Below are 14421 nucleotides of genomic sequence, written 5' to 3' on the forward strand. Positions count from 1 at the left end.
TTAGGAGGTGATACTTTGAATAACGATGACCTAATTCTGAAGATGATATTAGATGAATCAGGTTTTACTGCTGGCATGAATAATGCTGTCAAAAAGCTAGGTTCTTTTGATGGAACTATCGAAAGAACGAGTAGAAAAAGTGGCAGTTCATTAGGTAGTATTTGGAAAATATTTGCTGGTAGCTTTCTAGCCAGTGGAGTGACTAGAATTTTAGGAGCTGGTTTTGATCTAATTAAAGGTTCCATTAGTGGAGCAATTGATCGAGTAGATACGATGAATAATGCTCTACGAAATTTCCAAAATATGGGATTCAGCAATTCAGAAATTATGAAAAATATCGGAAAGAATGGGCTTTTATCTCAAGGTATTCAAGGACTTCCTACCGCTTTGAATGATGCGATAAGTCATGTACAACTTCTTGCTTCTTCTACTGGGGATTTGACTCGTTCGACTCAAATATTTAAAGCATTAAATGATGGGATTCTTGGGTTTGGTGGTTCAACTGATCAAGTAAATGAAGCTGTTATTCAGCTATCTCAAAGTTTCTCAAACGGAAAAGTAGATGCACAAACTTGGAATTCAATGATTAATGCTCAACTTGGTCCTACTCTATCTGCTATCGCTAAAAAGATGGGAATTACAATGGGAGAGCTTAAAGAAGGTTTGTCTCAAGGTAAGATTTCTGTTGAAGAGTTCCAAAATCAATTAATAGAAATGGATACTAAAGGTGGCGGAGGACTTAAATCATTAAATCGAATTGCAAAAGATTCAACTAAAGGGATTAAAACCTCTATCCAGAATGCCAAAACAGCTGTTACTCGTGGTGTTGGCGAAGTAATAGAAGGATTAAATAAAGCCCTTGTGGATGAAGATTTAGGTGGATTTAAAGGAATTATTGATAAAGTAGGTAGTTCCATGGAATCTTTTTTGAAAGTGATGGCTGCGAATATTCCTAGAGCAGTGTCTTTTTTAAGTAATCTTTTTGATGCAGTTCAAAAATTTGGCTCTGCATTGAAATTCATGATGCCATTTCTGGTTCCTGCAACTACTGCTTTTGGCGCATTAATGTTTCAACTTAAAGGAATACCAACAATTATAAAAAGCTTCAATAATTTTAAGAATGCCATAATCGGTGTTGGAAATTCACTAAAGATTATGGGGGCTATAGCCGCCGCAAATCCGTTTGTTTTGATTGTTGGAGCCGTTGTTGGAGCGATTGCTGTATTTGGCTATTTTATGGCAACCAACGAAGAGTTTAGAAACAAAGTTATATCCGTTTGGAATGATGTAAAAGATTCCGTACTTGGTGTATTAAAGAATATAAAAGATTGGGGAATTGATACTTGGAGTTCTGCTAAAGAATTGGCATCAAATGCCGTTGAGAGTGTCAAGAATACTTGGTCTGGAATAAAGGAATGGTTTTCAAATACTTGGCAAGACATTAAAAATGGAGCAACAGGTTTATTTGATAAAACAGTAGAAACATCTATTAATGCAGTTGATAGTGTAAAAAACGCATGGTCAAATACAAAGCAATGGTTTTCTGATATTTGGCAGAGTATAAAAGAATTGGCAACTGAAAAATGGAATGAAATTAAAGGTTCTATTATGGAAGTTGCTGGTCCATTGATTATAGGTTTAAAGAACGCATTCTTACATGTCACTTTTTATTTAGAGACCTTATGGAATAATTTAGTTAAGATTGGTAAAAATGTTTTTGAGATTTTAAAAAATGTTATACTTGCGCCAGTTTTGTTTATTACCTCCATGATTTCTGGTGGATGGGAAGAAACAAAAAACAACATGATTGGTGTATGGAATAATATTAAAGAAAGTGCTCTAAATATTTGGGAGTCTATAAAAAATATTTTTGTTAGTTACGTTACAAATATTTATTTTGCTGCGCTTAATATTTGGACAGGTTTCAAACTTACTTTGATAAATATTTGGAATGAAGTAGTAAGTCAAGCTAAATCAATTTGGATTAATGTAAAATACTTTTTTATTAATCTTTGGATTGACATTAAGTATTTTGCTATTCAAAAATGGATTGAATTAAAATTCGGGATTATTCAAACTTGGATTGATTTAAAATATAATGCTATTACTACTTGGAACAATATTAAACAGTTCTTCAAAGATACTTGGCAGAACATTAAAGATATAGCATACAATACCTGGATTTCTATAAAGAATTCCATGATCAATACTTGGAATAACATCAAGGAATCTTTCTGGAATATTGTTACTGGAATTGTTAACTCCGCTGAAAATGCATGGACTAATCTAAAAAATGGTGTTTCAAAAGCAATTAATCGGGTGAAAGAAATCTTTGATTCATTAAGGGAAATCAATTTATTCGAAATCGGTAAGAATATCATTGATGGACTTATCAATGGTGTAGTAGAAAAATGGAATGCATTGAAAAAGACTATTAAAGGAATAGCTGGAAGTATCAAAGATTCTATTAAGGGTGCATTAGGTATTCATTCTCCATCTAGATGGATGAGGGATATGGTAGGTAAAAATATTGTTCAAGGTATTATCGTTGGTATTGATAAAGAAAAAAGTAAATTGGATCAGACAATGACTGATTTAGTGAAAACTCCGTCGGTTCAACCAGTTGTTACAGGGTCTAATAGTCAACCAGTGGTTCAAGCTAAACAAAATACATCTTCAAATGCAGTGAATGAAATTCACTTGCATTTAAATGTTTATGGAGATCTACCTGATTCGATGATTAAACAAATCGCCAAGAAGATGAAAACAGAATTGACGAGACAAATGAAACGAGATGCTGATGCAGTAGGAGGGACATTATATGCAACTTAAAAGAGGACAATTTTTTATCAATCAACATTATTCTTCTGAGTTTAACGTATATATTCAAAATAGGCCTGCCTCTGTTTCAGCTAGTCGTGTAATTGAATTGAGAGAACGTGAAGGCAATGACTCAATTATTATCGATAAAGCCTATTACAAAAACGTTACTAGAAAAATTGAATGTTATTACAAAGCACCATCGATTGATTTAGTGCAGGAATGGGAAGATCGAATTACTGAATGGTTAGATATGAACTCTTACAGTGATTTTATTCTTTATTACGATCAACAATATATCTATCAAGCTATAGTAACCGAAGCGCCAGAATTTAAAGGAACAAGAAAAACAGGGAACATAGTTCCATTTGAATTTACAGTTAGTCTTCGACCATTCAAAGAAAATTATAGTGGTCGTTTTGCTATTCAACAGATAAAAGCTTTCGAGTTATTTAATCCAGAGAAGTATGCTTCAAAACCGCTTATTAAATTGAGTGGTTCTGGAGATGCTTCTTTTTATATTAATAATGACAAATATGATTTGAAACTATTAGATAGAGAATTATTTATAGATTCTAAATTAGAAGAGTCTTATCGAAAACTAGATGGTAATTTAGAACATCAAGATCATGTCACTTTATTTTTAGATTTTCCATTTCTATATCCTGGAAAAAATGAAATCAAATGGACGAATAATATACATTCGTTTGAAATAATACCTAGGTGGTGGAGAAAAGTATGATACCAAGAATATATAGTCCTACCGAGACAGATTTTTCTACGAATGGTTTAGGGATTTTGAAGGACACCACTAAATGTGAGATATATGAAGTAGCAAATGGAAAATATGAATTAGAGTTGGAGTATCCATTAGGCACTCGATTTGATGAATATTTTGAAAATGACTATCAAATAAAAGCAAAACCAAATGACCAAGAAGAGTATCATATCTTTTTTATTGATGATAAAGATATCGATACCTTTTTAGATACCGTAACTATTTATGCCCAGAGTCGTACAAATCGGCTTGGAAGACGAGCAGTTACTTTTGCTGAAGTCGACTCTAAAACTGGTCGAGAAGCAATGGCAATTATTGAAAACAATATGGATAAAAAATCAGATATACGCTTATATTCTGATATTACAACTGTATCAAGTACAACTTTTGAAGCAAGAAATGTTTTAAATTGTATTGCTGGCGAACAAGGTTCTTTACTTCAGTATTGGGGCGGAGAAATTAAACGTGAGCCATTTAAGCTATCCTTATTAAAACGAAGAGGCCGTGACAATATTGGAACAATCCGATATGGAAAAGATTTATCTGGATTAAAAGTTAAGTTAGATTGGACAGGCGTGAAAACAAGAATTATTCCTTATGCTGATCCTCAAAGTGATACAGGTACAACTAGCCGAATTTATGGATTGCCAGTAGATAGCGAATATATTAATAATTATCCTGATGTATATACAGAACACGTTCAATTCACAGAAGAACAGGGAGTTAAAGATGTTAATAGTTTAAATAAAATAGCTAAGAATTATTTCAAAACAATTAATCCAGGCTGTGATAAACCGAAGATTTCTATTACCGTTGAGTTCGATAAATTAACGGACACAGAAGAAGAAAAAGAATTCGCTAAGATAAGAAATTATGGGTTATTTGATACGTTTAAAATATATCATCGAAAATATAAACTATATTTTGAATCGAAAGTTAGCGGTGTTCAATATGATTCATTATCTGAAAAGGTTTTGAAATTGGAAGCTGGGGATACTCAAGTTGCTTTTTATCAACAACAAGCTGTAACTATTCAAGATAAATTAAAAGATTATGCTACGAATAATTATATGAGTAGTTTTAATGATTATGTGTCCTCTATGATTGCAGGTCAAGGAAATGCAGGCGGTTATGTAGTTTTATGGCCAAAAGAAAAACCTTCAAATATTTTTATAATGGATAGTCCTGATTTAAACAAGGCAAAAGAAGTATTAAGAATGAACAAAAATGGAATTGCCTTTTCTAAAAATGGTTGGAATGGTCCTTTTAATTCCGCTTGGACATTGGATAGTATATTCAATGCTAATTTTATTCAAACAGGATTAATAAAGGCAGATATCTTTCAAAACTCTTTTAATAAAACTGGAGATGTATTGAAATTAGTTAATGGACTACTTCAAATTTGGAATAACAAAAAGAAAACAATGGAGTTAACCAAAAAAGGAATGGAGTTTTGGAATTCTAATAGTTCAATTGGAACGATTGGAACAACTGATTCTGCTGGTAATCCTTTTCCTGGAGCTTCTACTCCCACACCTATTGAAGATAATTCTTTAGTTATTCGTACAAATGGAGACGGCAAATATATTTTGATTTCTCCTAAAGTTGGTAAAGGATTAGTTTTATTAGGAAATGGTAAAGCAATTTATTTTGGAGACTTAGATGTACAAGGCAAACTCACCGTTAACGGAAAAGAAATCACAGGGAACAACAGTGGAGGAAGTGATCCTGGAACCATCCCTCCTCAATTGACGACGGAAGCTGAAAAAAGAGCATGGAAAATTTGGACAATGTTGAAAGCTCGTGGTTATTCTGAATATGCAGCTGCAGGTATTCTAGGAAATATTCAGGGGGAGGTTGGAGCAAGTATGAACCCTGATACAGAACAACTTGGTGGTCCAGCTTATGGGATTGTTCAATGGGATGGTTCTGCTTATCCGTTAGTCGGATCACCAACTTGGAACGGACGAGAGTATGTTCAGCGTTTGATGAACACCACAGGGATTCAAGAAGATTATCGAAGTATTGAAGCCCAAGTAAAATTATTAGATTGGTGTATGTTCAACGGTCAATGGCTCGGAAAAGTAAATCCAACCACAGTATCAGGATTTAAATCGATTAATGATGCCAAAAGTGCAGCGTATGCTTTTGAAATGAACTTCGAACGCCCAGCTTCTGCACATCCAGAACGCCAAAATTATGCCCAATCTTGGTATAACAAATTACATGGATTAACTAGTCCAGAACCTGGAGGGAATTTCATTTGTCCAATTCAAAAACCAGTGACAGTTACTTCAGAATGTGGATGGAGAACAAGTCCAATAAATGGCGGTCAAGAATTTCATAATGGAATTGATCTTGTAAATGGAAATCCTAATACACCTATTTTTGCAGCATTAGATGGGGAAGTTGTTCAGGCTGGTGCTAATTATTATGACTGGTATGGTAATTACGTGGTTATTAAACATAATAATGGGAAGTGGACAGGTTATGCTCATTTGTCTCGTATTGATGTTTCTGTTGGACAAAAAGTCCAGAAAGGCGCTCAAATTGGCTTGATGGGAACAACTGGTCCATCTACAGGAGAACATCTACATTTTCAAATTATGAAAAATTATTGGCCACAGCCAGTTGTTGATTTTGAGAATCCAAGAAATTATATCCAATTTTAAGGTGGTGATTCTATGAGTAAATGGAATGTCGTTTTAAGTACAACAGAACCATATAATTATGTGGGGATGATTCAAGTTCGACAAGGCAATAAGAATACAGAGGTTATGGAAGCGACTATAGTTGAAAATGGTCTTCCCTACGATTTATCAGAATGTAAGGTATATTTTGAATCAGTTGTAGGTGGGAAATATCCAGTCCAATTAGAAACAAAAATTGTGGATGCTAAAAAAGGGAAAATTAACTATATTTTTGATAAATATTCCATGCAGTGTTTACATCGACAAACAGCCAATTTCATTATATTTAAAGGAGAAGACTTGATTGGAACAACTCAAGACTTCTCTTATTTTGTCATTAATGCTGTTTCAAAAACAGAAGGAGAAATGGGTTCTTATTGGCAATCAATCGAAGATTTAATTGCGGATATGACGGACTTTATTAATGAAAATAAAGGCGATTTTACGGACTGGATGAATGAAAGGAAAGAAGAATTTGAACGTTGGAGACAAGAACAGGAACACAGTTTCCAAGATTGGAGAGAAGGACAAAAATCAGACTATTTGGCATGGTTTGAATCAATCAAGGATATTTTAAAGACGATTGATCCTGGTGGAACAATGCTTGCGGAATTAATGGATGCGAGAGTAGATATTCAAGGAAAACGACACAATTCAATTTCAGAACGTTTGCTTGCCGATATGAATTATTTGTATCAAAAACTACGAACAAGCTTATTTACTATCGAGTATGCTGAAATTGAAGTAGTGGATATTCTACAAGATGATTTATTTTCTAGGAATCATGAGATAGAAAAAGTAGAAAGTATTGAAAATAATATATCCGAAGGAGCGTTAATTGTAGCCACAATTGATGATAAAGAACAGCGTGTATTTACTCTGGAGGAAGTAGTAATAGATAAGATTTTGACTATTAATCCATATATTGCTAGAAAAACAGATTGGATTACTGGTACATGCAAAGTATTTGATGCAACAAAAATTGGTATTGAAATAAATGGTAAGAAAAAAGATATCGTCCCTTCCAATGAATTAAAAAATGGCACATTTAAATACTACACTGGAAAAACAATTCAATTAGGTGATCAAGTACAAGTCGTACTGTATGACAATATGACTATAGAATTAACAAGAAAATCAGTTGTTGTTCAGGAAGAAGGTGAATCAATTGGTGAAGGTTAAACGTATGATGGAAACAGACGACACAGGAGTTCAACGTCAATTTATGCCAATTACTCATGTTTCTGCAGTCTTAGGATTAGAAAACATTACCTCGGGACAGTCAAAAGTTCTTTCGGTTAACGGTAAATCTGGAGCAGTCATTCTAACGAAGGCTGATTTAGGATTAGAAAATGCGATTACCAAACTACCTTACGCAAGCGAAGATACTGATGGTATTTTAACTGCCGAAATGTTTCAAAAGATTGTAAATGGTGAAAGTGGAACATATCTTTTACCAATTGCTACTGCTGAAAAATTAGGAGGTATAAAAGTTGGTGAACTTTTAGAAGTCACTGAAGAAGGTATTCTGTCTGCAACTAAGCAAACAGATTTTAATTTTACTAAAGAGTTGAAACAGAAGCTAGAGTCTTTGAAAATTTTGAAAGCAGGAGCCAATATTTCGATTACAGAAGATGGCACTATTAGTACAACAAACGATAATGAAATAACTTCTTGTTCTCAAATTAAGAAAGTTTATTCAAACAGCATCGACTTTGGAGACTATGATTATAGTGGAAACCCAAATCTATTAAGTACTATAACTAGTGATTATTTTACAACAAAAGATAATGTAACAATTGTCAACGAAAATAGAGGTGTAAAATTGACATTCAGAAATTCTGGTTTTGGTGCTGAAACAGGTAATGTTGTGCAAATTAAACCCAAAACAACCTATACGCTTTCTGCTAAGGTAACAGTGAATGAGGATTTTGTAGGAGACTTATCAAAAATTCGACTAACTTATAGAAAATTTCCCGGGGGCAATATTCTACTGGGAACGAACTTATCTGCTATGTTAGCGGGAGAAACAAAAATTATTTCTGTTACTGGTAGCGTGGTAGAAATGAAACAAGTAGAGCGTACTTATCTACGTTTAGATAGTAATTCCCAAATAGTAGATGGATCAATCAACATAGAATATATCAAGTTAGAAGAAGCTTCAATAGCTACGCCATATCAGCCTAATTTATTTGAATCACCTTATTATCTAACAAAAGATGAGGGAGCTGGCTTAACGACAGAATATAAATATGTAGGGATAGGACTGAAAGACTTTCAAGATCCAAATAAATATATTTGGAACATGACTATTGAATATATAAATAAACAGCTCCAAGAATTAAATGAAAAAAGCTTAAACTTTACTTTTGAAAAAATAGGGGAGGTATAAACTAATGACAGATATTGTAAAAGTAAAACAGAATAATGTTCAGGTTTATCCTCAAACTCATTGGAACGCTGTAGAAGGCAAACCCACAACAATTAAAGGCGATAAAGGAGATCCTGGGCAAGCTGCAACTATTACTGTAGGTACAGTTACTAGTGGATCTACTGCTTCTGTTACAAATGTAGGAACCTCATCTGCGGCTAGATTCAATTTTGTATTACCAAAAGGAGATAAGGGAGATCCTGGAACAAATGCAACAACGACATCTGTAGCTACGACGGCCGCTAATGGGTTAATGTCCAAAGAAGATAAAGCAAAATTAGATGGAATAGCAAATATTACATTTGAGAAAGTAGGCGAAGTTTAATGTCTGATATTGTGCAATTAAAAGAAAATGGTGTGCCTAAATATTTAAAAACTCATTTTAGAGCAATTGATGGAGCTGAAGCATTAGTACAAACATCTGGTAATCAGTCTGTTGATGGTTTTAAAAACTTTTTACAAACACCAACAGTAAATGATGTACCAGTAATTTTAGATCGTTTTGTTTCAAAAACAGTAAAAACAACGAATACAACAGATTTTACCAATGAAAGTTTAGTCAGATTTGAACGATGGGGACGTCTTGTAGTAGCCAATTTTGAGATTACAAATAAATCATCAAATTTTGCTGGATGGAAAAATTTAATGGCTTTTCCAAAAGGATATACTCCGATTTCGTTAACAGGTTGGGGTGGAACTTTGGCGAATAAAACCAATCGAAATCCTGCATTATCTGTTTATGCGAATGCTTCGGGAATTACTGTAATGGTTTCTACTACAAATTTACCAGAAAATCAAACTTGTTCTGGAACCATCGTCTATTTTACAAATGATGCGTGGCCAAATTAATAGGAGGAATAACTAATGAAAACAATGTATGAATATATGTATCCAGTCGGTTGTAAGGTCTGGGAAAACATGCCAGATGATTTCCCAGAAGGAGTTCCGTATACTTCTGTACCACCAGTGCCAGATGTTCCATTAGATCGTCAATTTTGGAATCCGAGTGAACGGAAATGGGAAGAAGTTGTCACACAAGATTTCTCTAAAAAATTAGTTCTGTTAGAGAAATTATCTGAAGGGTTACAAGATGATAATAAAATATTGAAACAGGCGAATGAAGAACTAACTAAAAGAGCTGATTCATTAGCGCAAATCAATTCAAAAACGATGCTTACAACTATTCAAAACAGTAAAGAAATCGATTTATTGAAAGATCAACTTCAATCATCGAAAAATGAAGGGGGAGAATAATATGTATTCCTATGAAGATATCAAAATGATGTATGACTGGAATTGCTTTACTGCAGATCAAGTTCGACAATTTGTTCCGTTGTGCATTACAGAGGAAGAAGCAGACAAAATTATTAATAAAGAAAGTTAAGGCATGCTCCCTGGAGTATGCTTTTTTGTTGGAAAGTTGGTGAACTATGAGTATTGATGCAATTATTTCTGCTTTAAGTATTGCAGGAACTTTAGTTGGTACGTTTGCAGGTATTGTTTTTTCAAACAAACTAACCATTTATCGAATTGAGCAATTGGAGAAAAAAGTTGAAAAGCATAACCATATTGTTGAACGTACTTTTCTATTAGAAGGACGGATGAATGAAGCAGAACATGATATTCAGGAAATGAAAGGAGGCGAGAAGTAATGATTTTACCCGATAAATATTATCAAATTATTAAATGGACAGTACTTACGGTATTGCTCGCTTTATCTGTATTAGTAGCCACGTTAGGAAAAGCGTATGGATGGAATGGAACAGATATGACAGTACTCACTATCAATGCAGTAGCAACATTTTTAGGCGTTATCACTGGCATGTCGGCTTATAATTTGAAAAAATAGGAGGAAACAAATGAAAAAGAAAATTACTATTACTGCGATGAGCCTATTAATGGCTCTTTTTTTATTGCCAATTAATGGGTTTGCCTATACGATTAACAATGAATTTAATTTGGGCCCAAACGAAGGTAGCTCACAAGTAGCAAATAATAAGTACATTTTACTGCATGAAACGGCTAATGAAACAGCAACAGGACGCAATGAAGCGCAGTATATGCAACGTTCATGGATTAGTGCTTACACTGCTTACACTGTGGGGGACGGCGGAATTGTTTATCAAGTCGGTCAACCTGGTTATGTACAGTACGGTGCTGGTTCGTATGCTAATGCTAACAGTCCTGTGCAGATTGAGTTACAGCACACACATGATAAAGCAACTTTTGAAAAAAACTATAAAGCATACGTTGAATTGGCTAGAGATTCAGCAATGAAATATGGTATTCCATTAACATTGGACACGCCTTATAACCAACCAGGAATCAAATCGCATTTATGGGTAACACAAAATATTTGGGGGGATCATACAGATCCTTACGGTTATCTTTCTGAAATGGGCGTAAGTAAAGAAAAATTAGCATATGATTTAGCTCATGGTTTTACGGATGATAATCCAACTACTTCGGAGGATAAACCAGTCATTGATCCAACTAGAGCAGGCGCAGCAAATCCTACACTGACAGATGGAACAAATTACGCCCACATTGATCAGTTTGGAGAAATCGAAAACGCAAACTTGCATGTAGCTGGATGGCACATTGCTAACTATAAATACGAGTATATCTTCATTATGGATTACAATACTGGGAAAGAATTAGCTCGAGTAAAAGCTGATGGAATATATAGACCAGATGTAAATCAAGCTTATAATACTTCTGGAAATGTTGGTTATCATGTATCTTTCAATATGCGTAACTTCCCTAATAAAAAAGTTTACGTAATGATGCGTGCGACAAACGATCCAGAAGGAAATACTAAGGGTGGAGCACAAGATTTTCATGACAAGCGTTGGTATTTAAATATTCCACAACGATAAAAAATTCCCCCCTCTTTGAGGGGCGGTACATAAAAAATTATTATTTAGATTCTATAAACATGTGCAACTTATCTAACAAGAAAGTATATATTCTACAGAAGTAAACAAATAGCTTATATTTTAGGATGTACACAAATTGACAAGTATAATAAAACTTTGATAAAATACAAATGTTTTTTTATTTTTATGTGTGATTAGTTAGAACTTAGTTAAATCCTATTATAATATTTTTGTTAATGATTTTAATAAAATGATTGGAGAGAAAATGATGGATCAAAAAGCGTTTATCGAATCTATTGATTCTACAATCGATAGATTAAAAAAAGAAATTCGATTTTATAATAGAATAATTGGTATCGGAAATATTATAAAAATAGTCTTATCAGCTAGTATCCCAATATTAATTGATCAGGCTTCCGAACACAGGTCTTTACTATTGATTGTTTCAATTGCTTCAGCAATAATTACAATTATACAAAGTGGGATGTCTGCATTTAATTATCAAGATAAAGTACAGACTTCGGCAGAGTTATTAATGAAAATTGAAAAAGAAAAGTTGTTATATATAACGAAAACATCCCCATATAATAAAACAGATGAAGAAAATTTCCATTTAATCGTTACAACCCTTCAAACTGAATTAATTGATATTATCTCTGATTTTAATCAAGTTAATAACTAAAAATTTATTTAATTAGAAAGTAGTGCAGATAATACTAATTGTACAATTAAGAAAAGAGATAAGACTTTACATTCCTAAAAAAATGTAAAGTCTTATCTCTTTTCTTAATGCTATAAATTCATAATAACATTATGGACAATAAATTTAAAATTTATTCAGACTGTAGACAAACTCCTAAATTTAGAGTGTTGTTTGCAGTCTGACGACTCAAAAATGAGTCGTATAAATCAATTATAGTAATAAGTCATTGATTTCTTTAAATTCTTTATCAAGTTCTTTTTCATCATATTTTTCATATTTATCAGCTTCATGAAGAACTTTTTTAATTTCATGAATAGCCTTTCGTTCAACTAACCATTTTTTTAGGTTATGTTTTTTTTCTGGATTTTCAGATAACGTATCAAGTTCGTCTAACTCTTTATCCAGTTTATTGACAACAGAAACAATTTTGTTTACAACTTTTTCTTCTTTGTTTTCTAAATTTGACATTTATCTTCACGTCCTTTTTATTTGATAATTTAAGTATAGAACTTTGATATAGTTTATACAAATAGAAACGCTTCTTCGTGTATTCTGTGATTTTCTTTTGAAATGAGGAAAACTTTGGAGTAAAATGAACGTGGACAGAACAATATTTAGGAGGAATAAACTATGTGTACGTCTATTACTTATGTAACAAGTGATCATTATTTTGGAAGGAATTTTGATTATGAAATATCTTACAATGAAGTAGTCACTGTTACTCCAAGAAATTATAAGTTGAATTTTCGAAAGGTAAATGATTTGGATACTCATTATGCAATGATTGGTATTGCCGCTGGTATAGCTGACTATCCTCTTTATTACGATGCGACAAATGAAAAAGGATTGAGTATGGCTGGGCTAAATTTTTCTGGGTATGCTGATTATAAAGAAATACAAGAAGGGAAAGACAATGTATCTCCTTTTGAATTTATTCCTTGGATTTTAGGACAATGCTCAACAGTAGGAGAAGCTAAAAAATTGTTAAAAAATATCAATTTAGCAAATATAAATTATAGTGATGAACTTCCTTTATCCCCTTTACATTGGCTATTAGCTGATAAAGAAAAATCAATTGTCATTGAAAGTATGAAAGATGGACTTCATATATATGATAACCCTGTGGGCGTTCTTACCAATAATCCTTCATTTGACTATCAATTATTTAATTTAAACAATTATCGTGTCTTATCGAGTGAAACTCCTAAAAATAATTTTTCAAATCAAATAAGTTTGAATGCCTATAGCCGCGGTATGGGAGGGATAGGCTTGCCTGGAGATTTATCCTCAGTATCTCGTTTTGTTAAAGCGACTTTTACGAAGCTGAATTCTGTATCTGGAGATTCAGAGTCAGAAAGTATTAGTCAATTTTTCCATATCTTAGGTTCAGTAGAACAACAAAAAGGTTTGTGTGATGTTGGTGATGGAAAATATGAATATACAATTTATTCTTCTTGTTGCAATGTTGACAAAGGAATCTATTATTATCGAACATATGAAGACAGTCAAATTACTGCAATTGATATGAATAAAGAAGACTTAGATAGTCATAAGTTAATTAGTTATCCAATTATAGAAAAACAACAAATTAAATATATAAATTAGTTAATGTGTTGTGATTGATTATTTAATATAGATATAATACAAAAAAGGCAAAGATATTTTCAAAACATTTTTTCTTGATGTGATATCCTTGTCTTTTTTGTAATGTTTTTAACTTATTGCTTTTGCAAAATTTATTTACCTGTTTTCTGGATCAACGATAGTGTATATTATGCTATCCTTGTTTGGATTTTAGGACGTTTAAAGAGGCATTTTTTTACATAACTTAATCCATAGACCTTTTAAGCATGCTGTGAGATAATAATAAAGAAGAGTTTAAAGCGCACCCCAAACCACTTCCCTTAAGTGTATTACGCTTTAAACTCTTTTATATTTGAAGCCATTAAAAAGCATACCATATAACTATAAAAAATAATGGGAAAAAGACTTATAATTGGAGTGGTAGTTAATTAGTGACTTATTTTTGGTTTTATAGCACTGATACTATAAAATATAGATATCATCATATTACACAATCTTAATACTAACTTAAAAATATCTCCTTTTATAAGTATGGT

General features: G+C 32.8%; 14 protein-coding genes and 2 pseudogenes. 15 read left to right on the plus strand and 1 reads right to left on the minus strand.

What is annotated here, in order from left to right:
- Window positions 1-42: 42 nt before the first annotated feature.
- The 14 genes and pseudogenes from AB5M32_RS09370 to AB5M32_RS09435 all read left to right on the plus strand — a co-directional run bounded on the left by AB5M32_RS09370 (window position 43) and on the right by AB5M32_RS09435 (window position 12280).
- Window positions 43-2832 carry a tape measure protein gene (locus AB5M32_RS09370; RefSeq protein ID WP_204639977.1) on the plus strand — a complete coding sequence of 930 codons (2790 nt, stop codon included), beginning with the start codon at window positions 43-45 and terminating at the stop codon, window positions 2830-2832.
- Window positions 2822-3562 carry a tail protein gene (locus tag AB5M32_RS09375; RefSeq protein WP_034867692.1) on the plus strand — a complete coding sequence of 247 codons (741 nt, stop codon included), beginning with the start codon at window positions 2822-2824 and terminating at the stop codon, window positions 3560-3562. Before AB5M32_RS09370 ends, AB5M32_RS09375 begins: the two co-directional genes overlap by 11 nt.
- A complete protein-coding gene (locus tag AB5M32_RS09380; RefSeq protein ID WP_368024421.1) occupies window positions 3559-6270 on the plus strand; it encodes a phage tail spike protein in 2712 nt (903 codons plus the stop codon). Before AB5M32_RS09375 ends, AB5M32_RS09380 begins: the two co-directional genes overlap by 4 nt.
- A 12-nt stretch (window positions 6271-6282) precedes the next feature.
- Window positions 6283-7185: pseudogene (locus AB5M32_RS09385) on the plus strand (phage baseplate upper protein); the annotation flags it as partial.
- Between the two features lie 9 nt (window positions 7186-7194).
- Window positions 7195-7470: an immunoglobulin-like domain-containing protein gene (locus tag AB5M32_RS09390; RefSeq protein WP_368024451.1), complete on the plus strand. Its 276-nt coding sequence runs from the start codon at window positions 7195-7197 to the stop codon at window positions 7468-7470.
- Window positions 7457-7942 (plus strand): annotated as a pseudogene (locus AB5M32_RS09395) (hypothetical protein); the annotation flags it as partial. The gene AB5M32_RS09390 and the pseudogene AB5M32_RS09395, both read left to right, overlap by 14 nt.
- A gap of 742 nt (window positions 7943-8684) precedes the next feature.
- A complete protein-coding gene (locus AB5M32_RS09400; protein WP_010720100.1) occupies window positions 8685-9044 on the plus strand; it encodes a hypothetical protein in 360 nt (119 codons plus the stop codon).
- Window positions 9044-9568: a hypothetical protein gene (locus tag AB5M32_RS09405; RefSeq protein WP_164907415.1), complete on the plus strand. Its 525-nt coding sequence runs from the start codon at window positions 9044-9046 to the stop codon at window positions 9566-9568. The genes AB5M32_RS09400 and AB5M32_RS09405 overlap by 1 nt, the downstream gene beginning before the upstream one ends.
- Before the next feature lie 15 nt (window positions 9569-9583).
- Complete coding sequence (locus tag AB5M32_RS09410) at window positions 9584-9973, plus strand: hypothetical protein (RefSeq protein WP_368024422.1); 390 nt, start codon at window positions 9584-9586, stop codon at window positions 9971-9973.
- A 1-nt stretch (window position 9974) separates the two neighbouring features.
- Window positions 9975-10103 (plus strand): XkdX family protein, encoded by a 129-nt coding sequence (locus AB5M32_RS09415; RefSeq protein WP_080292486.1) that lies wholly within the window; start codon window positions 9975-9977, stop codon window positions 10101-10103.
- 46 nt (window positions 10104-10149) lie between these two features.
- A complete protein-coding gene (locus AB5M32_RS09420; RefSeq protein ID WP_010718827.1) occupies window positions 10150-10371 on the plus strand; it encodes a hypothetical protein in 222 nt (73 codons plus the stop codon).
- Complete coding sequence (locus AB5M32_RS09425) at window positions 10371-10568, plus strand: phage holin (protein ID WP_204640344.1); 198 nt, start codon at window positions 10371-10373, stop codon at window positions 10566-10568. The genes AB5M32_RS09420 and AB5M32_RS09425 overlap by 1 nt, the downstream gene beginning before the upstream one ends.
- Window positions 10569-10578: 10 nt before the next feature.
- The gene (locus AB5M32_RS09430) at window positions 10579-11598 is read left to right on the plus strand and encodes an N-acetylmuramoyl-L-alanine amidase (RefSeq protein WP_368024423.1); all 1020 of its coding nucleotides are present in this window, start codon (window positions 10579-10581) and stop codon (window positions 11596-11598) included.
- Between the two features lie 250 nt (window positions 11599-11848).
- A complete protein-coding gene (locus tag AB5M32_RS09435; protein ID WP_368024424.1) occupies window positions 11849-12280 on the plus strand; it encodes a DUF4231 domain-containing protein in 432 nt (143 codons plus the stop codon).
- Window positions 12281-12511: 231 nt separating this feature from the next.
- On the opposite strand, the gene AB5M32_RS09440 is transcribed toward AB5M32_RS09435, so the two are convergent.
- Window positions 12512-12769 (minus strand): hypothetical protein, encoded by a 258-nt coding sequence (locus tag AB5M32_RS09440; RefSeq protein ID WP_002295273.1) that lies wholly within the window; start codon window positions 12767-12769, stop codon window positions 12512-12514.
- 162 nt (window positions 12770-12931) lie between these two features.
- Here AB5M32_RS09440 and bsh point away from each other — a divergent pair, with 162 nt between their 5' ends.
- Window positions 12932-13906 carry a choloylglycine hydrolase gene (gene bsh, locus AB5M32_RS09445; protein ID WP_002287105.1) on the plus strand — a complete coding sequence of 325 codons (975 nt, stop codon included), beginning with the start codon at window positions 12932-12934 and terminating at the stop codon, window positions 13904-13906.
- The last annotated feature ends 515 nt before the right edge of the window (window positions 13907-14421 follow it).

It is taken from the genome of Enterococcus sp. C57 (genome assembly GCF_040887305.1).
GTDB classification, from domain to species: Bacteria; Bacillota; Bacilli; order Lactobacillales; family Enterococcaceae; genus Enterococcus_B; species Enterococcus_B hirae.